Source organism: Corynebacterium sp. c3Ub_189 (assembly GCF_039907195.1).
GTDB lineage: Bacteria > Actinomycetota > Actinomycetes > Mycobacteriales > Mycobacteriaceae > Corynebacterium.
In genome coordinates, this window is sequence record NZ_JASBOF010000007.1 from 87959 (window position 1) to 109376 (window position 21418).

The 21418-nt window shown below is 62.1% G+C and carries 16 protein-coding genes and 1 tRNA gene; 10 read left to right on the plus strand and 7 right to left on the minus strand.

The window, feature by feature from the left end:
• Positions 1-5 precede the first annotated feature (5 nt).
• The 3 genes from purH to QKD99_RS05190 are packed head-to-tail and all read right to left on the minus strand — an operon-like array spanning position 6 to position 3906.
• The gene (gene purH, locus QKD99_RS05180; RefSeq protein ID WP_284814555.1) at positions 6-1538 is read right to left on the minus strand and encodes a bifunctional phosphoribosylaminoimidazolecarboxamide formyltransferase/IMP cyclohydrolase; all 1533 of its coding nucleotides are present in this window, start codon (positions 1536-1538) and stop codon (positions 6-8) included.
• 27 nt (positions 1539-1565) lie between these two features.
• Complete coding sequence (purN, locus tag QKD99_RS05185; RefSeq protein WP_193393071.1) at positions 1566-2174, minus strand: phosphoribosylglycinamide formyltransferase; 609 nt, start codon at positions 2172-2174, stop codon at positions 1566-1568.
• A 22-nt stretch (positions 2175-2196) separates the two neighbouring features.
• Positions 2197-3906 carry a DUF6350 family protein gene (locus tag QKD99_RS05190; RefSeq protein ID WP_347950892.1) on the minus strand — a complete coding sequence of 570 codons (1710 nt, stop codon included), beginning with the start codon at positions 3904-3906 and terminating at the stop codon, positions 2197-2199.
• Between the two features lie 412 nt (positions 3907-4318).
• Between QKD99_RS05190 and QKD99_RS05195 the strand changes: the two genes are divergently transcribed.
• Both QKD99_RS05195 and QKD99_RS05200 read left to right on the plus strand, forming a co-directional pair.
• Entirely contained in the window at positions 4319-5068 is a 750-nt protein-coding gene (locus tag QKD99_RS05195) for a M23 family metallopeptidase (RefSeq protein WP_347950893.1), read from the plus strand.
• 649 nt (positions 5069-5717) lie between these two features.
• Positions 5718-6476: a M23 family metallopeptidase gene (locus tag QKD99_RS05200; protein ID WP_284814549.1), complete on the plus strand. Its 759-nt coding sequence runs from the start codon at positions 5718-5720 to the stop codon at positions 6474-6476.
• Here QKD99_RS05200 and pcrA read toward each other — a convergent pair.
• Positions 6473-8986: a DNA helicase PcrA gene (gene pcrA / locus QKD99_RS05205; RefSeq protein WP_347950894.1), complete on the minus strand. Its 2514-nt coding sequence runs from the start codon at positions 8984-8986 to the stop codon at positions 6473-6475. The two genes, QKD99_RS05200 and pcrA, sit on opposite strands and share 4 nt — an antisense overlap.
• A 97-nt stretch (positions 8987-9083) precedes the next feature.
• Between pcrA and QKD99_RS05210 the strand changes: the two genes are divergently transcribed.
• The 3 genes from QKD99_RS05210 to pgi all read left to right on the plus strand — a co-directional run bounded on the left by QKD99_RS05210 (position 9084) and on the right by pgi (position 12525).
• Positions 9084-9407, plus strand: a complete 324-nt coding sequence (locus QKD99_RS05210; RefSeq protein WP_239279227.1) for a chorismate mutase — start codon at positions 9084-9086, stop codon at positions 9405-9407.
• Positions 9408-9454: 47 nt separating this feature from the next.
• Positions 9455-10801: a Na+/H+ antiporter NhaC family protein gene (locus tag QKD99_RS05215; RefSeq protein WP_347950895.1), complete on the plus strand. Its 1347-nt coding sequence runs from the start codon at positions 9455-9457 to the stop codon at positions 10799-10801.
• 86 nt (positions 10802-10887) lie between these two features.
• On the plus strand, positions 10888-12525 hold the full coding sequence (pgi, locus tag QKD99_RS05220) for a glucose-6-phosphate isomerase (RefSeq protein ID WP_347950896.1): 1638 nt from the start codon (positions 10888-10890) through the stop codon (positions 12523-12525).
• A gap of 163 nt (positions 12526-12688) precedes the next feature.
• On the opposite strand, the gene QKD99_RS05225 is transcribed toward pgi, so the two are convergent.
• Genes QKD99_RS05225 through QKD99_RS05235 form a run of 3 tightly spaced genes read right to left on the minus strand, consistent with a single transcriptional unit; the run spans position 12689 to position 18757 of the window.
• Positions 12689-13102, minus strand: a complete 414-nt coding sequence (locus QKD99_RS05225; RefSeq protein ID WP_005323811.1) for a YccF domain-containing protein — start codon at positions 13100-13102, stop codon at positions 12689-12691.
• 18 nt (positions 13103-13120) lie between these two features.
• On the minus strand, positions 13121-13939 hold the full coding sequence (locus QKD99_RS05230) for a DNA-formamidopyrimidine glycosylase family protein (protein WP_347950897.1): 819 nt from the start codon (positions 13937-13939) through the stop codon (positions 13121-13123).
• An 18-nt stretch (positions 13940-13957) separates the two neighbouring features.
• Positions 13958-18757, minus strand: a complete 4800-nt coding sequence (locus QKD99_RS05235) for an ATP-dependent helicase (RefSeq protein ID WP_347950898.1) — start codon at positions 18755-18757, stop codon at positions 13958-13960.
• Between the two features lie 35 nt (positions 18758-18792).
• On the opposite strand from QKD99_RS05235, the gene QKD99_RS05240 reads away from it, so the two are divergent.
• The 5 genes from QKD99_RS05240 (at position 18793) to QKD99_RS05260 (ending at position 21305) form a co-directional block, all read left to right on the plus strand.
• Complete coding sequence (locus QKD99_RS05240; RefSeq protein WP_316981098.1) at positions 18793-19551, plus strand: 3'(2'),5'-bisphosphate nucleotidase CysQ; 759 nt, start codon at positions 18793-18795, stop codon at positions 19549-19551.
• Between the two features lie 10 nt (positions 19552-19561).
• The gene (locus tag QKD99_RS05245) at positions 19562-20359 is read left to right on the plus strand and encodes a thymidylate synthase (protein WP_347950899.1); all 798 of its coding nucleotides are present in this window, start codon (positions 19562-19564) and stop codon (positions 20357-20359) included.
• Positions 20359-20889, plus strand: coding sequence for a dihydrofolate reductase (locus tag QKD99_RS05250; protein WP_347950900.1), 531 nt, complete (start codon positions 20359-20361; stop codon positions 20887-20889). The genes QKD99_RS05245 and QKD99_RS05250 overlap by 1 nt, the downstream gene beginning before the upstream one ends.
• Positions 20889-21170, plus strand: a complete 282-nt coding sequence (locus QKD99_RS05255; protein ID WP_250413446.1) for a glutaredoxin domain-containing protein — start codon at positions 20889-20891, stop codon at positions 21168-21170. Before QKD99_RS05250 ends, QKD99_RS05255 begins: the two co-directional genes overlap by 1 nt.
• 59 nt (positions 21171-21229) lie before the next feature.
• Positions 21230-21305 (plus strand) — tRNA-Arg (locus tag QKD99_RS05260).
• Positions 21306-21418: the final 113 nt, after the last annotated feature.

Genomic DNA, 21418 nt, shown 5'->3' on the forward strand with positions numbered 1-21418 from the left:
TTAGGCTAGTGCGCGAAGTGGCGGGTACCGGTCAGGTACAAAGTAACGCCGGCTTCCTTCGCTGCCGCGATGACTTCTTCGTCGCGGATGGAGCCGCCGGGCTGAACAACGGCCTTAACGCCGGCGTCGAGAAGCACCTGCAAACCATCGGCAAACGGGAAAAAGGCGTCGGAAGCGGCGAAGGAGCCCTCGGTGCGGTTGGCACCATCGGCCAAGGTGTTAGCGCGCTCGACAGCCAGCTTGGCGGAGTCAACGCGGTTGACCTGGCCCATGCCTACGCCCACGGTGGCATTGTCCTTGGCCAGCAAGATGGCATTGGACTTCACCGCGCGCACGGCGCGCCATGCGAATTCGAGCTCAGCCAAGTCGGACTCGTTGAGGGCCTCGCCCGCAGCCAGGGTCCAGTTGGCCGGGTTATCGCCTTCGGCCTGGTAGGTGTCTGGCTCTTGGGTGAGCACGCCGCCGGAGATGTACTTGCGCTCCTCGTGCTGGTCTTCGTGCTCTGCCTGCAGCACGCGCAGGTTCTTCTTGGCCTTGAGCACCTCGATGGCGCCGTCCTCATAGGAAGGAGCGACGATGACCTCGGTAAAGATCTCCTTGACCTGCTCGGCCATCTCTACGGTGACCTCACGGTTGACGGCAATCACGCCACCGAAGGCGGACATTGGGTCGCACGCGTGCGCCGCACGGTGGGCGGCGGCGATGGACTCCTCGGACACGGCAATGCCGCATGGGTTGGTGTGCTTGATAATCGCAACACAGGGACGCTCGTGGTCCCAGGCGGCGCGCCATGCGGCATCCGCATCCTGGTAGTTGTTGTAGCTCATCTCCTTGCCATTGAACTGGGTGGCATTGGCAAGGCCCTTGGAACCGATGCGGGTGACAGTCGCCGCCTGGTGAGAGTTCTCTCCGTAGCGCAGCGGGGTGGTTTGGCCCTCCTCGCTGAGCTGATCCACGAACCACGCGGAGACGGCCGCATCATAATCCGCGGTGTGCAGGAAGGCGTCGCGCGCCAAGCCGCGGCGCTGCTCCAGGGTAAAGCCACCGTTGTTCACGGCCTCCACTGCCTCACCGTAGCGGGAAGGGTCTACCACAACGGCGACGGACGGGTGGTTCTTGGCGGCCGCACGCACCATGGATGGGCCGCCGATATCAATCTGTTCCACGCAGCCATCAAAGTCCGCGCCCGAGGCCACGGTCTCGCGGAAGGGATACAGGTTGACCACGACGAGCTGGAAAGGCTCTACCTCGAGCTCGGAGAGCTGGTTGAGGTGGTCGTCCTTGCGGGTATCGGCCAGGATTCCGGCGTGCACGCGCGGGTGCAGCGTCTTGACGCGGCCTTCCAAGCACTCCGGGAAGCCGGTGAGCTTTTCTACCGGGGTGACCTCGATGCCTAGGTCCGCGATCTTCTTCGCGGTGGAGCCGGTGGAGACGATTTCCACGCCTGCCTTATCGAGGGCGCGGGCTAGATCCTCCAGCCCGGTCTTGTCGTACACGCTGATAAGGGCGCGCTTTACCTGCTTGCGGTCTTCGCTCATGAGGAGGATTAAGCCTTTCGAAAAGTCTTAGTCTGCGAGTTGAATAGTTAGTTTCTCGTCGTGGACGTTAGCTGCACGCAGCACCTCCACGATGAGATCGCGCTCTACTTGTTTAATGCGCTCGTGGAGGGTGGACTCGTCATCGTCCGCATTGATGGCAACGGGGCGCTGCGCGATGATGGAGCCGGTATCCACGCCCGCGTCCACAAAGTGGACGGTAGAGCCAGTGATCTTCACGCCGTAATCTAGGGCGTCGCGCACCGCGTGCGCTCCCTTGAAGGCAGGCAGTAGCGCCGGGTGGGTATTAATGGTGCGGCCCTCGAAGCGGTCCAGGAATTCCTGGCCCAGGATCTTCATAAAGCCCGCAGAAACAACAACGTCTGGCTGCGCAGCATCTACTGCGTCAACCAGACGTTGATTCCATTCGGCGCGATCCGCACCCAGCGCCACGACCTCGGTATCAATCCCGTGGTCCTGTGCGCGCGAAATACCGTGGCATTCCTTATCCGCCACCACCTTCACTACCTGGTAGTGCCCGGCTTGGGCATCCATGATGGCTTGCAGTAGGGAACCCGTTCCAGAAACGAGCACCACCACTCGGAGGCGTTCAGGGTCAGCGGTATAGCGCGGAGGCATCGGTGAAGTCACGCGCTATAGCCTAGCCCCTCTCCCCCTCCTCGGGGGAATCTTCGCCCGCAGAGTCCTGCTCACTCTCCCCCATTTGGTCCTTGAACTGTTGGCTCAGCGGCTTGGCGACGCCCCTTTCATTGCCCTCCTCAGCCTCATCCTGCTGCTCTGCTGTTTCTTCGGCTGGAGTGTCCTCTTCTTTCTGCTCTTCTTCCGGTTCCTCTGCGGCCTCGCCAGGTGCGGAATCCTGGGGCTCGTCCTCGACTACCTCGGCATCAACGATTTCCGGATCGGTGATGGGCTCGCGCTCCGGTTCGGCGGGGGCGTCGTCAGTTTCGGCGGTGTCTGCATCGGTCACCTCGGTAGTGGTGGCATCAGCAGCGGGCTCATCGGCATACTCATCGGCGGTGTCCACACCAGGTACTGTGCGGGCCGCGCGCCAGGCCACGAAGGCGAAGCCTGCGGCAACGGCACAACCAACGACAGCCATCCACAGGGCGGTAAGGCCTGCGGCAGTCCACAGCTGCGGGCCGGTCGCGCCGTAGTAGCCAAGGTCACCGCTGACAAGGTAGCAGGCAACCAGCATGAGTACTGCGGAGGCCACCGTAGCTACGAGGACGTCTTGAAAGCTCGGATGTTTCTTGTACAAAGAGTAGATTGCAGCGCCGAGGGGGACGATCAATAGCACCACAGCCCAGCTGGGCGCGGAGGCAGGAATGCCGCCGGTAATGGGCAGCGGTGGCAGCGGCACGAGGTGGGCGCTAAAGAGGCTTACCGAGCCTTCGCCTACGGAGAACTCCGAGCCCACCAATACCGCCGCGGTGCTCACGATGGCATTGGGAATGTAGAGCACGCTCAGCAGCACGAGTCCGGCAATGCCTAAGCCGGAGATCGTAGGATAGTCATTCATCATTTCGCCCTGGCGGGAGACATTGACAAGGAATACCACCGCAAAGACTGCGGCTGCGCCAATGGCCAGGTAGGCGAGATAGCGAAGGGCGATCTGGGTGGCGTCGACAAGCGGGCGCGGTACCCCATAACGCTTGGCCAACGCCCGCCACAAGCGCCACCCCATACCGGACGCCATGGCGGCCAGATGCAGAACAATAACGCGCAGCAACGCCTGCGCCAGATTAGGCGGGGAGACGTCATAGACCTTGCCCGCATCCCACAGCATCAGCCACGCGATGATGGTAAATACCACCGGCACACCAAGCACGCAGGCCAAAAGAGTAAGCAGGTCCTTGACGCTGACCTTGTGTTTTACCGCGCTGCGCACACGAACCGCCACCACCGCGGCGAGAATAAGCGCTGGCAAGGCCGGCAGGAAGGAAATATGCACATCAGCCGCAGAGACCGGGGCGAGGTTAAAGACCATCCAGGCCTCCGCCACGATGGTGTACCACCACGCCATGGGAGAGCCGGTGAGCATGAGACCGCCAAGCGCGATGGCCATAATGATAAGGACAATAACCACGTTGGACACTGCCGCCGTAATGAGCATGCGGCGAATGCGCCCGGCTTTGGTCAACGGCGCGGGCGTACGGCGCGCCTTGGCCTTGGAGCCGGCCTTGCGAGCGACGCGCTGCGCCGATCCAGAGGACTGGCGTGACCCACTGGGATGAGGCGCGCGTGGGGTGCGCTCCGCGCGCACCGTACGGCCCCGCGCCTGGCTACGCGGGCGGGGCGTTGACCGAGATTGGGGGCTGGTGTTTTTGTTCATCGGCGTCCACTTTGCCACCTTCCGGAAGTGAAATCGGGGTGGCGCGACGAGGCACTCGCAAAATCACCGGCGGCAACCCCTGTACCTGGGCTATACAAATATATAAGGAGTATAAAATCTACCCTGGTTTCACACCCTTAACTCTGGCTGTAATACTATGAAGGAAAAGGCCGCTAGTTTTGCGTGACGCACGCGGAGCTCGCGTGGGATCTTTATCGCACTAACATTATTCTGAGTGCCATATGTTGCCTGCTCGTGGACAATTTCCCCGAGAGGGGCCTGAAAGTTTCTTAATTTGGGTTGCTGTTATCTTTTCGAGACGCTACTGTTACATCTCGTTGGTAACAAGAAGGTCACAATCTCGTAACTAACTCGGTGGGGATGTAACACCCGTTCTGCGCAGATTGTGAAAATGACGAAAGAAGACCTAATGCGAAGCAAAGTTCAGCGTGGCGCCGGCCGCCATCGCAAGATTGTCACCTCGCAGACCGCGAAGGGCCGCATTGCCGTAATGACGGTTGCGGCAGGTGCAGTTTCCACGGCCGGCGTTGGTGGCGCAGCCGCCGCAAACATTCAGTCCGATGACGCGGCCACCACCAAGACGCAGTCCGTTGACTTCGAGCTCGCCTCTGACTCCACCCAAGTTGAGGATGCTGCTGCGGCTCCGGTTGATACCACCCCACAGATCCTCAACGTGGCTGAGGCTAAGCCAGTTACTGATCTGACCGATCAACTCAACAAGGCCATTCAGGCCTCTGAAGAGCGCGCCGCTGCCGACGAGGCTGCTCGCGCTCCGTCCGTAGCTCGCCCTGCCGAAGGCGCATTCACATCCCCATTCGCTATGCGCTGGGGCACCTTCCACAAGGGCGTCGACATCGCCAACTCTCCCGGCACCCCAATCCTTGCCGTCATGGATGGTACGGTCATCGACTCCGGTCCAGCTTCCGGCTTTGGCCAGTGGATCCGCATCATGCACGACGACGGCACCATGACCGTTTATGGTCACATGCAAACTCTTGACGTGGCCGTTGGCGAGCGCGTTCACGCCGGCCAGAAGATCGCCGGCATGGGCTCGATGGGCTTTTCCACCGGCTCCCACCTCCACTTCGAAGTTCACCCGAACGGTGGCGAGGCAATCGATCCGCAGCCTTGGCTGGCTGAGCGAGGCATCGACCTCTAAAGCCCCACCCCAACACCTTCTTGTTAAGCGCTGCAGAGAACTTCTCTGCAGCGCTTTGTCATGCCCACAGATACTCTCCCCTCACCTAGTACACTCGCCCGGAAGATGGGATTACATCAACTGCGCCCCAAACCGCCCCAAGGGCGCACTACACCGCCCTTGGCGCCGCCTGAGGGCTCCGCTGCCATTAGTGAACACAGCACCAGCTAGACCCTCGCCACGGCCCCACAAGAGAGCCAGAAGCACATTCAGACAAGTCCAGTGCGCAGACTTGTCGCAGGTGAGTGGATATTTTTAACGTTCAGCCACCGACACCGCATGAGACTGCGGACCCAAGCCATGGACGCCACCCCCAAGGTTCACCCCCAGACCCTAAACCAGTACTTTACAGACGCCACTCGAGCCACATTCGCAACATGCGTAACAAGCTGGCATGTTCGAATAATTTCGAATCATTTCCGTCTCTACCAGCGTTTTTTAAGATTGCGCGGGCTGTTCGGGCGGGCTAACTTTTAACTCGTTGCCACGAGCGATTTCGAACGCAAGCATTTCAGCTTTCGGCGTGTCGCGGTTGGCAGTTGCAAGACGCCTCCCTCTCTAGGGCACAAGCGTCCCGAGACCATGCACAGCCATGAAAAGGACTTTAACTATGAAGCGCATGAACCGCGCACGCAAGAACGTGGCGCTGAGCATCGTTACGCTTGGCACCGTACTTGCTACCGGCACCACCGCTTTTGCTGCAGAGCCAGTGGCTAGCGTGGACGTATCAGACGGCTCTTCCGAGCCCACCGCTACCAATGTAGATAACGCCGGAGTGGTCGACGCCCTCGTTGGCCTCGCCACCACCTCGGTTGGCCTGCTCAACGGCGAGGCTACCCCGCAGGTAGATGGAAACGAATCCGGCGGCGTCAATATCGTCCTAGACCCGGGCACTGTACCGGGCCTGAAGGAAGCTTTCGCACCGCAGGGGAATCACTCCGGACTCACCACGAAGCGCGGCAAGGACTCCGCGGGCAATACCGTGGTCTTTCCTACCTCCGGCACGCTTACTTCTGGCTTCGGCCAGCGCTGGGGCACGATGCACAACGGCATCGACGTAGCTAACCCGGTGGGCACCCCGATTCTGGCGGTCATGGACGGCACCGTCATCAACTCCGGCCCGGCACAGGGCTTTGGCAATTGGATCCGCATCCAGCACGATGACGGCACCATCTCCGTCTACGGTCACATGTCGGCAGACCAGCTCAAGGTAAATGTGGGCGAGCGCGTGACCGCGGGTCAGGAAATCGCCGGCATTGGCAACGAGGGCCACTCCACTGGCCCGCACCTCCACTTTGAGATTCACCCAGGTGGAGGAGCACCCGTTGACCCAGTCTCCTGGTTCAACGAGCGCGGCATTACGGTCTAGAGCTTTTCCATCGGCACCCCGCCGATGAGCATCAGCCGGACCTTACCGGAAGAACCAAAGTCCACGGTGACCGTGGCACGCTTACCGGAGCCGGACGTCTCAATGACAGTTCCGAGCCCGTACTTAGCGTGATTGACGCGGTCACCCACGGCAAGGTTGAGGTTATTGTTCTTAGGCATTGAGGTCGCCGCTGGCTTGCTAGTGCGTCGCGATGGGGAAGACGCAGCGCGCTGGCCACCGCGGGACCCTCCTCTGCCCCACCCAGACCAGTCGCGGCCGTAGGAACGACCATATTGGTAATCGTCCTCGCCCCACGCGCCGGTCAGGGAACTATCGGAGTCTTCGCGCCGCCAGTTGATGAGGTCTTCTGGGACCTCGCCGAGGAAGCGGCTGGCGGGATTAGTCACCGGATTGCCCCACGCCGAGCGCAAAATGGCGCGGGTAAGATACAACTGCTCGCGAGCGCGGGTAATGCCCACATAGGCGAGGCGGCGCTCCTCGCTTAGTTCCTTCGGGTCACCCAGTGAGCGCATATGCGGGAATTGGCCATCCTCCCAGCCGGTCAAAAAGACTACGGGGAACTCAAGGCCCTTGGCGGTGTGCAGAGTCATCATGGTGACCACACCGGTCTCGGAATCTGGGATCTGGTCAGCATCGGCCACCAGCGACACCTTTTCCAAGAATGCCTGCAGCGAACCGGGCGCGGCTTCGCCCTCCTCTACTAGCTCGGAGGGGTCCACTGCATCCGCACCGGATGCAGCAAGCTGGTTGGCCGCCTCCGAGGTGAATTCGCGCGCCACCGATACCAACTCGTTGAGGTTATCTAGACGCGCTCCGTCCTGCGGATCATTCGAATTTTCCAATTCCGCCTTGTATCCCGTGGCATCCAAAATGGCGGAAAGCAGCTCGCCCAAATCCGGTTGGCCGGTAACCTCATCGCGCATAGACGGGATCTGATTGCGGATACCCTCCATCATGTCGTTGAATTTGGTGACTGCGTTAATAGCCCGAGTACCAAGGCCAGGGACGTCGCCCCGGGGGACATCGGCAAGCGCCTTGCCAAAGCTAATGCCGTGGTTTTCCGCATGGAGGGCAATATGCCCCTGCGCCTTGTCACCAATGGCACGCTTGGGCACGTTGATAATGCGGCGCAGGCTTACCGTATCGTCCGGGTTATCCAAGATTCGCAGGTAGGCCACCATATCGCGGATTTCGCGCCGTTCATAAAAGCGCGTGCCACCCACCACCTTGTACGGAATTCCGGAGCGAATGAAGATATCTTCCAGCGCACGGGAGGCGTTATTGGTGCGGTACATGACCGCGATATCGGAATAGCTGCGGCCCTTATCCGCCAAGGAATCGATTTCAGAGGCGATGAACCGCGCCTCATCATGCTCATTATCGGCAACATAGCCTACGATCTGCTCGCCCTCACCGTGGGCGGTCCACAGGTTCTTCTCGCGGCGGTTCTCATTTTTTGCAATAACGGCATTGGCCGCGTTGAGAATGGTCTGTGTGGAGCGATAGTTCTGCTCCAGCAAGATGGTGTGCGCCTGCGGGTAGTCGCGCTCGAATTCCTGAATATTGCGGATGGTGGCCCCGCGGAAGGCATAAATGGACTGATCGGAATCGCCCACTACGCACAGCTCCGGCGCATCCGGACCGAGCTCTCCCCTACCCACGAGCGCAGCAACTAGGGCATATTGGGCGTGGTTGGTGTCCTGGTACTCGTCAATAAGCACGTGCTTAAAGCGCCGGCGATAGAAATCCACCACCTGCTGGTGCTGGGTGAAAATCCGCACCACCTCACCGATGAGATCATCAAAGTCCACGGCATTGGCCGCGCGCAGGCGGCGCTGGTATTCGGCATAGACCTGGGCCACGGTGGTCTCAAATGGGTTCTTGGTCTGCTGCGCCTTCTCCAGCGCGGATTCGGGACCGATGAGCTCATTTTTGTGATTGGAAATCTGATTGGCCAGCACACGCGGGGTGTACTTCTTCAGATCCAGCTGCAAGTCCTTGGCAATCATGGACAATAGCCGGCGGGCATCATCGCCATCATAAATGGTGAAGTTGGTATTAAGACCCGGCACCAGCTGGGCGTTTTGGCGTAGGATGCGCACGCAGATGGAGTGGAAGGTAGATACCCACATGCGCTCGGCCACGGGGCCTACCAGCCCGCCCACGCGCTCCTTCATTTCCGCGGCGGCCTTATTAGTAAAGGTAATGGCGAGGATCTCCCACGGGTTTACCCCGCGATGGCGCATGAGATAGGCAATGCGGCGGGTAAGCACGGCGGTCTTGCCGGAACCGGCGCCGGCCACGATGAGCAGCGGGCTGCCCGAGTGGGTAACGGCCTCTAGTTGCTGTGGATTGAGGCTCTCGGTCAAGGCATCGGGGGATTCGGATTCCGAGCTCGCTGTGCGCGGTGCGCCGAAGCCGCCAAAGGGGCTTGGCGTGGGTGCGCCGCCGGTGGACGGGGAAGGGCTAAAAGGAGAGTTTTCGTTCATAATGCCTTCCAACCTACTAGCCCCACCGGACACGCCCCGTTTCCGCCGTGCGAGCTGCTATTTCCTTTTGCGCGGGCGGGTGGCACAATATGGTCTTATGACCGCAGAAGAAAACAAAGACATCGTCGATAACGGCTTGGACATCCGCACCCCTTCGGGAACGGATGATCCCCTTTCTGATGCGGAGATCCAACAGTATCGCGAAGAAATCAACCGCATGGACCGCATCATCTTGGATGCTGCCAAACGCCGCACGGAAGTCTCCCAGGCCATTGGCCGCACCCGCATGAACTCCGGCGGTACCCGCCTGGTCCACACCCGCGAGATCGCCATTTTGAATCAGTTCCGCGATGAACTTGGGGAAGAAGGCCCCACCATCGCCTCGGCGCTACTGCGGATGGGCCGCGGCCGCCTGGGTTAGCCGAATTATTACGACCCAGCCGATACTATGCAGTACCCTGAATTAGCATGAATGCAGTTCTCGTCGCCGTCATAGTCATGCTCGTGCTCGCCCTCCTGCGCGTGCATGTGGTGGTAGCGCTCTTCCTAGGAGCCATCGTCGGCGGGCTCCTGTCCGGCATGGGGCTTGATGCCACCATGGTCGCCTTCCAAGACGGCCTGGGCGGCGGCGCCAAGATTGCCCTAAGCTATGCCCTCTTGGGCGCTTTCGCCATGGGCGTAGCCTCGGCCGGGCTGCCACAGGTCCTGGCCAATTTCCTCATCCGCAAGCTCGGCGGCAGCGGCGAAGCAGACCCTAAGACCGCCCTGGCCACCAAGTGGATCCTCATCCTCGGGCTCATCGCCATGTCCGTGATGAGCCAGAACCTCATCCCGGTCCACATCGCCTTCATTCCGCTCATCATCCCGCCGCTACTTACAGTGATGAATAAGCTGCGCTTGGACCGCCGGCTGATTACTACCTGCCTGACCTTCGGCCTTATCACCACCTACATGTTCATTCCGGTGGGCTTTGGCTCCATCTACTTAAATGACATCCTGCTTTTTAATATCCAGCAGGCAGGGCTTGATACCTCCGATATCAATATCATGCAGGTTATGGGTGTGCCGGCGCTCGGCATGCTCGCAGGCCTACTCATCGCCATCTTCTTTAGTTACCGCAAGCCGCGTGACTATAAGGACCTACCCATCGCGGCTGAGGAGCACCAAGAGGCCCCCTCTGCTTATAAGGTGTGGGTTTCCGTCGTGGCCATCATTGCCACCTTTGCGGTGCAGATTGTCATGCAGGCGCTCGACTTCGAATCCGATGGCCTCATGGTGGGTGCGCTTACCGGCCTGGGTATTTTGCTGCTTACCGGCGCTGTGGATTGGAAGCACGCGGACGACGTCTTTACCAATGGCATGAAGATGATGGCACTCATCGGATTCATCATGATCACCGCCCAGGGCTTTGCTTCGGTCATGACGGCCACCAACGAGGTCGGCCCACTGGTGGATGCCACCGCCAACCTCTTTGGCACCAATAAGGTCCTTTCCGCCGGCGCGATGCTGGTGGTGGGCCTGGTGGTCACCATGGGCATCGGCTCTTCCTTTTCCACCTTGCCCATCATCTCCGTTATCTATGTGCCGCTGTGCATGTCGTTGGGCTTTAGCCCCGCGGCCACCGTGGCGCTTATTGGCACTGCAGGCGCGCTTGGCGACGCCGGCTCTCCCGCCTCCGACTCCACCCTCGGCCCTACCGCGGGTCTCGGCGCGGACGGACAGCACGACCACATCCGCGACTCGGTCATCCCGACCTTCATCCACTTCAACATCCCGCTGCTTATCGCCGGTTGGGTAGGCGCACTCATCCTCTAAAAGGCCCCGACGCGGTGGCGTTTTCTGGACTACGGTGGGAGGGGTACATGTTGCCAATGCGCTAGTTGCCAGAAAGGCCTACCACCATGGATATCACCGCATCTGCCCAGTGGAGCGAGCTCGCGAAGGTATATGAGGAGAAGAAGGACCTCAACCTCCGCGAGCTTTTTGCCGCCGATGCAGACCGCGCCCGCAACTTCGCCTTCGACGCCGCCGGGCTGCACGTCGATCTGTCGAAGAACCTGATCGACGGGGACATCGTCAAGCAGCTGGTTGAGGTAGCCAAGGCCGCCGATCTTGAGGCCCGCCGCGATGCCATGTTCGCCGGCGAGCACATCAATAACACCGAGGATCGCGCCGTGCTGCATACCGCGCTGCGCATCCCGGCCGAAGATGACTTAAGCGTTGATGGCCAAGACGTTGCCGCCGATGTCCACGAGGTCTTGGGCCGCATGCGCGATTTTGCCACCGCGCTGCGCTCCGGCGCTTGGCTGGGGCACACCGGCCACACCATCAAAAAGGTGGTCAACATCGGCATCGGCGGCTCTGACCTTGGTCCGGCCATGGCGGCCAAGGCGCTGCGTTCCTACGAGGTCGCTGGCATCTCCGCCGAGTTCGTCTCCAACGTGGACCCGGCCGATATGGCCGCCACGCTCGATGGCCTCGATGCAGAATCCACCCTGTTTATCATCGCCTCCAAGACCTTTACCACCCAGGAGACGCTGACCAATGCGCACGCTGCGCGCCGCTGGCTCATCGAGCAATTCGATGGTGATGAATCCGCCGTGGCCAAGCACTTCGTCGCCGTATCCACCAATGCGGAGAAGGTAGCCGAGTTCGGCATCGATACCGAGAACATGTTCCCGTTCTGGAACTGGGTCGGCGGCCGCTACTCCGTAGATTGCGCCATTGGCCTCTCCCTCATGTGCACCATCGGCCCGATGGACTTCATGCGCTTCCTCGAGGGCTTCCACGCCATGGACGAGCACTTCCGCACCACCCCACTGGAAGAAAATGTCCCGGCGCTCATGGGCCTCCTCGGTGTCTGGTACACCAACTTCTTCGGGGCCCAAACCCACGCCGTGTTGCCCTACTCCCAGGACCTCGGCCGCTTCCCGGCCTACCTGCAGCAGCTGACCATGGAATCCAACGGCAAGTCCGTGCGCCGCGATGGCACCGCGGTTGCCGCCCCGTCCACCGGGGAAATCTACTGGGGCGAGCCGGGTACCAATGGCCAGCACGCCTTCTTCCAGCTCATGCACCAGGGCACGCGCCTCATCCCGGCGGACTTCATCGGGTTCGCCCGCCCGAAGCAGGACTTCCCCACCGCCGATGGCTCTGGTTCCATGCATGATCTGCTCATGGGCAACTTCTTTGCCCAGACCAAGGTGCTGGCCTTTGGCAAGACCGCAGAAGAAATCGCGGCCGAAGGCGTAGACGAGGCCATCGTGCCGCACAAGGTCATGCCGGGAAACCGCCCGACCACCACCATCCTGGCTGAGGAGCTGACCCCCGCCGTGCTCGGCGCGCTCATCGCCCTCTACGAGCACATCGTGTTCACCCAGGGCATTATCTGGGATATCAACTCCTTTGACCAGTGGGGCGTGGAGCTGGGCAAGCAGCAGGCTAATGACCTAGCTCCGGCCGTCTCCGGCGCTCAGGCCGCCGATTCCGGTGACCAGTCCACCGATGAGCTCATCGGTTGGTACCGCTCCAACCGCTAAAGGCCCACTTTTAGCCGCGTTATCCCCTCCCGCACACTAAGCGGGGTGGATAACGCGGCCGCTTTTTGGCCTCTTTCGGCCCCCGCAATGCAAAACAAGCACGTTCTGCCCAAAATCAAGGCGAAATTGGGCGAAACGTGCTTGTTTGTCAGCGGAATGCGGTTTAGAGCTTGACCATCGGCTCCCAGCCGAATGGGATGTGGTCAGAGTCCACAATCTTGCGGCCGAAGGGGAAGCAGGTCACCGGAATCATCTTCAGGTTGGCCAGCGCGGCCGGGATGCCCACGATGGTCACTACCTGTGCCGCGGCGGTGGTGACGTGGCCAATGGCCAGCCATAGGCCGGCGACCACGAACCAGACGATGTTGGAGAAGGTGGACATGGAGCCGCTGCCCTTTACCGGCTGCACCACCGAACGGCCAAATGGCCACAGGGCGAAATTAGCCATGCGGAACGAGGCCACGCCCGCTGGAATGGTGACGATAAAGATACAGGCGATAATGCCAAAGAGGAAGTAGGCCAAGGCTAGGAGGAACCCGCCGGTGATGAACCAAATGATATTGAGAAGGGTACGCATAGCCCCCACCTTAGCGGGCTACGCCGAGGGGTGAAACGGCTGGCAGTGCGGGCACCACCAGATGATGCGCTCGAGTTCGCCTTCGTCGCCGCCCAAGTCCACACCGCCGAGCGCGCCCTTGGTAATGAACGTGCCGCAGCGGCGGCAGCGCTTTCGATTGCGCCCGAAGACATAGGTGGTCTCCCCGGCGCGGCGCACACCGGTGGTCACGCGCACCGGGGAGGTTCGGTTGGCCCACATGATGCGCCGGGAAATATCGAGGATGCGGGCGGTATCGACCTCGGCCACCGGCGTGGCGGGATGCACGCCGGCCAAGAAACAGACCTCGGCGCGGTATTCATTGCCGATGCCTGCAACGACCTTCTGATCGAGCAGCGCCGCGCCGATGGCGCGCTGCGGCCAGGAGTTGAGCCGGCGCAGGGCCTCCTCGCGATCCCAGTCGGGGTCGAGGATATCCGGACCGAGGTGCGCGATGCGCTGGTGGTAGTGATCGGCGGGATAGATGTCCACGAAGCCTAACTGGTGGCCGACGACCTCGATATCGCGCGGGGAATTGGCCAGCTGCAGCACAATGCGGGCGGTGTGTCCGGGCTTGCGCCAGCGATCGCCTGCGTAGTGGATAGCCCAGGTGCCCTCCATCTTGAGGTGGGTGTGCACGATGGTCTGGTCGAATTGCATGAATAGGTGCTTGCCATAGGGCCAGACGAGCTCGCACACCATGCCGTCGAGGTGAACGGTGGCGTAGCGCGGCACGCGGACGGAACAGCCGGTGACCTCGCGGCCGGCCATAAACTGCAGTCGGTTGGATAGCTGCAGGACGGAATCGCCTTCGGGCATAACACCTCCTAGGTGGCTTTAGCGGCGGTACCCGCCGCGCGGGCGGAAACCACCATTATTGCGCGAAGCGGGCGGTGGATCATCAAAGCTGAGCTCTTCGATGGCCTCGCTGGCACGGCGCCCAGCGCGTGGGGTGCGCGGAGCGGCTGCGCGAGCAGAGATGCGCACGCCCTTCGGCGTAATCCCTGCGCCGGCGTCGCGCAGGTGGGCCACCGCGTCGGTCTTATGGATGGGATTGCCATTGCACTTTTCGACGACCAATGGGGACAACACTCCCCTCGCCACCATGTCCGTGAGCGCGGAAACCAAGTGGGGATATACCTCGGCGGGGTCGATGCCATCGGGCAGCGATTCGATAAAGGTGGTGAGGGTTTTGCCGCCGCGGGTCAGGTGGGCGATGGGCAGGCCGTCGATAAGCACCACCAGCGCGCCGGCCGCACGGGTGGGTCCGCCGGTGGCTTTGCCGTCGGCGTCGTCGCGCTGCGGCCAGGGCAGGGCCGCACCGTAAGGATTGGCCGGGTCGCAGGCGGCGAGGACAAAAGTCTCGGGTTCGGTGGTGCCAGACGGCCAACCGGTGACGTCCGGGGAATCGGCTAGGCCGCGCAGGCGGTCGATAATGGCGGGCGTGGAAAATTGCGCGGCGCCGAGCCTATCGATGACGTAGCCGCGCATGGCCTTGCCGGATTCCTCAAAACCGGAGAGCACCTTATAGGCCAGCGCGAAACCGCCGAGCACATCCTCGGCCACGACAGAGCCGCGGGTGAGCACGCCGTAGCGGTCGAGCCAGGCCTCGCCGTGCGCGACGGACCGGGAGGTGGCATCGGTAGAGGCTGGTACCGCGAGCGACCACCGGCCCATAACATCGGGCGGGGTCCCCGCGCCCGCGGCATTCTGCGCCTGTGCGAAGGAGGTGCGCCCCATGCGCAGGCGAGAGCGGGTGGGCCGCCGCTTCGAGCGATGCGCGGTGCGGCCCGAGCGCGAGCCGCCGGAAGACAGTCGGGTGCGAATAGGCGCGAAAGAATCGGGGCTTACCAGGCCCATCTCCACTAACCCCCAGAGGGCCTCGCGGGTCTCCTCGGTGGTACCGGGGGCCTCGGCGGCGATATCGGCAAAGAGGAAGCCACCGCCGCGGCCCAGGACGTCGAGGATGGAGCGCTGCACCATGCTGACGCCCTCGGCATCCGTTTCCGGGGCGAGCTGGGCGGCGTAGTCCGAAGGCAAAAGCATGATCCAAGGATCGGATGCGCCGGCCTTGCCAGCACCCACAATGAGCACCTCGCCATTGGAGGTGAGCTCATCGAGCATGGTGGGTGAATAATCTCCCACCCGGGCGGGCAGGATGAGCGATTCCCACGCAGAGGCGGGCAGGCGCACCCCGGCGAGCTGCTCGATGACGGAAAAGACGCCATCGGCACCGCGCAGGGCCGGGCGCTTTCCGGCCGGTGCGATGCTATGCCACTCCGGCAAGAAACGGGCGAAGGTAGCGCCCGAGACCGGCTCGGTAGCAGCCCTAGCTGCAGCGAGCGAGCGCGAGCGAATGGTCTTCAGCACCGCGGCGGCGCAGTACTCCTGTTCCTCCACTCCCTGGCGGTAGCGGCCTTCTACTACCCCATCGAGCGCGCCGAGGACGGTATGCGCGGCGGAAACAGATATGCCGAAGGCCTCGGTGAGATCGCGCAGCACAAACGGTCCGCGGGTGCGCGCCCACCGCGAGACCAGCTGCGGCAGGGCATCGGAAATGGTGGCCACTTGGGCGGGGATGCCGGGAGGAATGGGGATGCCGAGGGCGTCGCGAAGCAGGGGTGCATCCTGGGTCTGGGCTAGGTGCTCGCGGCCGCCAATGCGCACGCGCATAATCCGGGTGCCCAGCTGGTCCAGGGCGGATAGCGGGACGTCGGTGTGCTCGCCCAGCTCGTCCACGGGAATCGGACCGAGCACGCGCAGCACGTCCGCCACCTCTTCGGTGGTGCGGGCCCGGCGCGAGGGATCGGTGCGCTGGAGCTGGGCGTGGACCTCGTCAATGATCTCCGGATCGAGCAGCTCGCGCAGCTCTACCGTGCCCAGCAGCTTGGCCAAAAGCGCTGGGTCGAGGGCCAAGGCGGCCGCGCGCTTTTCCGCCAGCGGGGAATCGCCCTCGTACATAAACGCGCCTGTGTAGTTAAACAGCAGTGAGGAGGCAAAGGGCGAGGGTTGCTCGGTGGTGACCTCCGCGATGCGGATGCGGCGATGGCCCAGCTCCCGCATGACCTCCGTAAGCGCCGGCACATCGTAGACGTCTTGGACGCACTCGCGCACCGTCTCCAAGATGATGGGAAAGGACGGGTACTTGCGGGCGACGTCCAAAAGCTGCTCGGCGCGCTGGCGCTGCTGCCACAGCGGTGCGCGCTTGCCAGGGTTGCGCCTAGGCAAAAGCAGCGCGCGGGCCGCACACTCGCGGAAACGGGAGGCAAAGAGCGCAGAGTTGCCCACCTGCTCGGCCACGATATCGGCAATCTCATCGGCATCGAAGGCGAAGATGGCCCCATCGGGCTCGGATTCGGCCTCAGGTAAGCGCAGCACGATGCCATCGTCACCGGCCACGGCCTGCGGATCCATGCCGGTGCGCTCGCCCACCCGGGCACCTACCGCAAGCGCCCACGCGGAGTTGACCGGCCGGCCAAACGGGGTATGCAGCACCACGCGCCAGTCACCCAGCTCATCGCGGAAGCGCTCGAGCACTAGTGTCTTTTCATCCGGGATGACACCAGTGGCTTCATTTTGCTCCTGCAGGTAGGCCACGATATTGGAGCGCGCATTATCATCGGCATCCGCAATGACCTCCGGCGAGGAAAATACCTCGCGGCGGTACTCGCCCAACGCCTTGCCCAGCTCATAGGGACGGCCCGCGCCATCGCCATTCCAAAATGGCAGGCGGCCGGTATGCCCCGGCGCGGGCGTGACCAACACCTGGTCGCGCGTGATGTCCTCGATGCGCCAACTGGTAGCGCCCAAGGTGAACACATCTCCCACCCGGGACTCATAAACCATCTCCTCATCCAGCTCGCCCACCCGGCGCGGGGCACCACCGGAGCCCTCGCCCGGACCGGTGTAGAGGAATACGCCAAACATGCCCCTATCCGGAATCGTGCCGCCGCTGGTCACGGCTACCCGCTGGGCGCCAGGCCGCGCGGTCATCACTCCCGTCACGCGGTCATAGACCACGCGGGGCTTGAGCTCGGCAAAGTCCGTGGACGGATACACACCGCTTACCAAGTCCAGTACGGAGTCATAGACCTCGCGCGCCAGATCGCGGTAGGGCCAGGCTCGGCGAACCATCTCGTACCATTCATCAGCATCGAGCCCGTCCTCGCCGGCCGCGGCCACGGCCGCCACCGTCTGCTGCGCCAGCACGTCCAGCGGGTTGCGCGGGGTATGCATTTCTTCGATGAGGCCTGCGCGCATGCGCGATACCGTCAGCGTGGACTGCACCAGATCCGCGCGGTGCTTGGGATAAAAGGAGCCATGCGAGACCGCGCCCACAAAGTGGCCGGCGCGGCCCACACGCTGCAGGCCGGAGGCCACGGAGGGCGGAGATTCCACCTGCACCACCAGCTCCACAGCACCCATATCGATGCCCAGCTCCAGCGAGCTGGTGGCCACCACGGCCTTAAGCGTGCCCTCCTTCAGCATGGTCTCTGTCATCGCGCGCTCATCCTTAGACACCGAGCCGTGGTGGGCGCGGGCGATAACCGCTGGGGCCTTGCCGGCGACGTCGACCTGCTTCATCAGCTGGGCCGGGTCGCGCCGAGTCTCCGGCGAGAGCGATTCCGGATCGTGCTCGGCCGCATAGAGCTCATTGAGCCGGCTGGTCAGCCGCTCGGCGGTACGGCGGGAATTGACGAATACCAACGTGGAACGGTGCGCCATGATCTCCGCATAGAGGTCATCCTCTATATACGGCCAGATGGACTTGGCCGTGGGCAGCGCGGATTCATCCACGGAGGGCGCGCTAATCCCGATGGCATCATCCACTGTCATCTCCCCGATGGTGGAGCCTTGCTCCGGCGTTGGAAGATCGGACATATCCTCCACGGGCACGTGCACATCCAGCTGCCACTTCTTTTCCGCGTCCGGGGCCACGATCTCCACCGGCCGGTTGCCGCCCAAAAAATTCGATACCGCAGACAGCGGCCGCACGGTGGCGGAAAGCCCGATGCGTTGGAAGTCTCCGGCCACCTGCTGTAGGCGCTCTAAGGTCAGTGCTAGGTGCACGCCGCGCTTGGTGCCGGCCAGGGCATGGATCTCATCGATGATGACGGTATCCACCGTCTTCAAAATGCCTGCCGCCTTGGAGGTCAGCATCAAGTAGGCCGACTCCGGGGTGGTGATCAAGATATCCGGCGGCTTGCGCACCTGCCGTGCACGCTCGGCAGACGGCGTATCGCCCGAGCGCACGCCCACCGATATATCCGGCACGTCCAGCCCCAGGTTCTCCGCGGTGCGCGCAATGCCGGTCAGCGGGGCGCGCAGGTTATTTTCCACATCTACGCCCAGCGCCTTGAGCGGCGAGATATACAGCACCTTCACCCCGGCGGCGGATCCGGCAGTCCCTGAGCCCACCGGCAGCGCCAGCTGGCCCTCGCGCTCGACCAAATTATTCAGCGCCCACAAGAACGCGGCGAGCGTCTTACCGGAGCCGGTAGGGGCTACCACAAGGGCGTGCTCACCGCGGGAAATCTTCTCCCAGGCCTGCTCCTGCACGGCGGTGGGGGCGGCAAATACATCCCTAAACCACTGCGCTACTTGGGGCCGGAAGCGGTCGAGGATGTTTTCTGGCATGCCCACACTCTAGTCCGCGTTGTAATGTGGGCACCATGACCGTCGAGATTTCTGATTCCCGCCTGACCAATTCCCTCGCCCAGGGCTGCGGTGAGATCCTGAAAGGCGTGCGCAACGGGGGCCTGCTACGGGGCCTTTCGCTTGGCGACGCCGGCGATGAAGCCGCCCAAGAATGGATCGCCCGCGTCCTCGAGCAGCACCGTCCCCAGGACGGCATGCTCTCTGAGGAAGCCTCCGATGACCTGGCCCGTTTAAAGAAGGACCGCGTATGGATCGTGGATCCGCTCGACGGCACCAAAGAATTTGCCACCGGCCGCCAGGACTGGGCCGTGCACATTGCCCTGGTAGAAAACGGCATCCCTATCCACGCGGCGGTGGGCCTGCCGGATCTCGGCGTTACTTTTAAGTCCTCGGACGTTCGGGCGGTCACCGGCCCGCTGTCTAAGAAGTTCGTTGTCTCCCGCAACCGCCCGCCCAAGGTGGCCGACTACATTGCGGAGAAAATGGGCTATGAAATCGTGGGCGTCGGCTCCGCGGGTGCCAAGGCCATGCACGTGCTGCTCGGCGATTATGACGGTTATATCCACGCCGGCGGCCAGTACGAGTGGGATCAGGCCGCTCCGGTGGGCGTCGCCCAGGCGGCCGGCCTGCACTGCTGCCGCCTCGATGGCTCCGAAATCCGCTTCAATAATGAAGACACCTTCATCCCAGATATCCTCATCTGCCGCCCCGAGCTCAAGGATGAAATCTTGGAGCACGCCCAGGCCTTTGCCGAGGAGCACGGCGGATTCTAAACTAGTGCGCATGATTGAGACCCCGTACGAGGATCTGCTGAAAAAGGTCCTAGAGACCGGCACCCCCAAAGGCGATCGCACCGGCACCGGCACGCGCTCTATTTTTGGTGCGCAGCTGCGCTATAACCTGGCCGAGTCTTTCCCGCTACTGACCACCAAGAAGGTCTATTTCCACGCGGTATTGGGCGAGCTTTTGTGGTTCCTCAAAGGCGAGTCCAATATCAAGTTCCTGCAGGATAACAAGGTCCGCATCTGGAATGAGTGGGCGGATGACAATGGCGAGCTGGGCCCGGTCTACGGCGTGCAGTGGCGCTCTTGGCCTACCCCGGACGGCCAGCACATTGATCAAATCCAGCAGGCGCTCGACACTCTAAAGAATAACCCGGATTCCCGCCGCAACTTGGTCTCCGCATGGAACGTCGCGGAGCTCGACCAGATGGCACTGATGCCCTGCCACCTGCTCTTCCAGCTCTACGTGGCCGATGGCACCTTGTCTATGCAGGTCTACCAGCGCTCGGCCGATATGTTCCTCGGCGTGCCCTTTAATATCGCTTCTTACGCGGCGCTGACCCACATGTTTGCCCAGCAGGCCGGCCTCAAGGTGGGCGAGCTCATCTGGACCGGCGGCGATTGCCATATCTATAACGACCACGTGGAGCAGGTCAAAGAGCAGCTTTCCCGCGAGCCGCGCCCCTACCCGCAGCTCAACCTCACCAAGGCAGAGGACATGTTCTCCTATGACTTCGCCGATTTTGAGATTGAGGGCTACGACCCCCACCCCACCATCAAGGCGCAGGTGTCCGTTTAATGTTGGGCGCAATCTGGGCGCAGTCCCTGGACGGCATCATTGGTGATGGCGAGCAGATGCCCTGGCACGTGCCAGAGGATCTCAAGCACTTTAAGGACGTGACCATGGGCGCCCCGGTCATCATGGGCCGCAAGACCTGGGAGTCCCTCAACCCCAAGTTCCGCCCGCTTCCCGGACGGGAGAACTACGTGCTCTCCTCCCGCGCGCCCGGCCAGTGGTCCGCCGGCGCGCAGGTGCTTACCGCAATGCCCTCGCTTTCCGACGCCTGGGTTATCGGCGGCGGCCAAATCTACACCGCCACCTTGGACCAAGTGGACCGCATTGAGGTCACCCTCATGGGCGTTAATATCGGAAGCACCTACGGTGAAAAGTCCATCTACGCCCCGTCCATCCCCGAGGAGTTCGGCCTCGCCCACAGCACCGATTGGCTTACTTCCGCCAAGGGCCACCTCGCGCTGCCGGACCAAGAGGCCAGCGATCTTCCCATCAAATACCGCTTTTTAACCTACGACCGAAAGGATGCAGCCTAATGTCTGTTACTACCCCAGAAACCAACTCCGACGTCACCATCTTCTACGCCGACTGGTGCCCCTTCTGCGCCAAGCTGATCAAGAACCTGGACCGCACCGAAACCCCATACGAGCTTGTCGACGTCGAAGGTGACAACACCGAAGACATCAACGCCTGGATCGAATCCGTCAACGACGGCAACCGCATCATCCCCACCGTCCTCTACTCCGACGGCACCCACGAGACCAACCCGCCGGCTTCCTCCGTGCGCAATAAGCAGAAGGAATTGGCGGACAACTAAGCCATTTCGGGGCGCTCCTGCCCCACTGCTATGATTAGCCAAGTTGCACACGCAACCCCGCCCCAGTAGCTCAGGGGATAGAGCACGGCTCTCCTAAAGCCGGTGTCGGTGGTTCGAATCCACTCTGGGGCACCATGTGAAGTCTCGAGACATCGTTCCGGTCGATGCCTCGAGATTTTTCGTTTTCAGTTGCCCTGTTGGGGGTCAAGTTCGTTGTCTTTCTTGTTGTAATAGATTTTTTCTTCGGT

Coding starts and splice junctions, on each gene's coding strand:
- purH (WP_284814555.1), bottom strand. CDS start 1,538: ATGAGCGAAGACCGCAAGCAGGTAAAGCGCGCCCTTATCAGCGTGTAC.
- purN (WP_193393071.1), bottom strand. CDS start 2,174: ATGCCTCCGCGCTATACCGCTGACCCTGAACGCCTCCGAGTGGTGGTG.
- QKD99_RS05195 (WP_347950893.1), top strand. CDS start 4,319: ATGCGAAGCAAAGTTCAGCGTGGCGCCGGCCGCCATCGCAAGATTGTC.
- QKD99_RS05200 (WP_284814549.1), top strand. CDS start 5,718: ATGAAGCGCATGAACCGCGCACGCAAGAACGTGGCGCTGAGCATCGTT.
- pcrA (WP_347950894.1), bottom strand. CDS start 8,986: ATGAACGAAAACTCTCCTTTTAGCCCTTCCCCGTCCACCGGCGGCGCA.
- QKD99_RS05210 (WP_239279227.1), top strand. CDS start 9,084: ATGACCGCAGAAGAAAACAAAGACATCGTCGATAACGGCTTGGACATC.
- QKD99_RS05215 (WP_347950895.1), top strand. CDS start 9,455: ATGAATGCAGTTCTCGTCGCCGTCATAGTCATGCTCGTGCTCGCCCTC.
- pgi (WP_347950896.1), top strand. CDS start 10,888: ATGGATATCACCGCATCTGCCCAGTGGAGCGAGCTCGCGAAGGTATAT.
- QKD99_RS05225 (WP_005323811.1), bottom strand. CDS start 13,102: ATGCGTACCCTTCTCAATATCATTTGGTTCATCACCGGCGGGTTCCTC.
- QKD99_RS05230 (WP_347950897.1), bottom strand. CDS start 13,939: ATGCCCGAAGGCGATTCCGTCCTGCAGCTATCCAACCGACTGCAGTTT.
- QKD99_RS05235 (WP_347950898.1), bottom strand. CDS start 18,757: ATGCCAGAAAACATCCTCGACCGCTTCCGGCCCCAAGTAGCGCAGTGG.
- QKD99_RS05240 (WP_316981098.1), top strand. CDS start 18,793: ATGACCGTCGAGATTTCTGATTCCCGCCTGACCAATTCCCTCGCCCAG.
- QKD99_RS05245 (WP_347950899.1), top strand. CDS start 19,562: ATGATTGAGACCCCGTACGAGGATCTGCTGAAAAAGGTCCTAGAGACC.
- QKD99_RS05250 (WP_347950900.1), top strand. CDS start 20,359: ATGTTGGGCGCAATCTGGGCGCAGTCCCTGGACGGCATCATTGGTGAT.
- QKD99_RS05255 (WP_250413446.1), top strand. CDS start 20,889: ATGTCTGTTACTACCCCAGAAACCAACTCCGACGTCACCATCTTCTAC.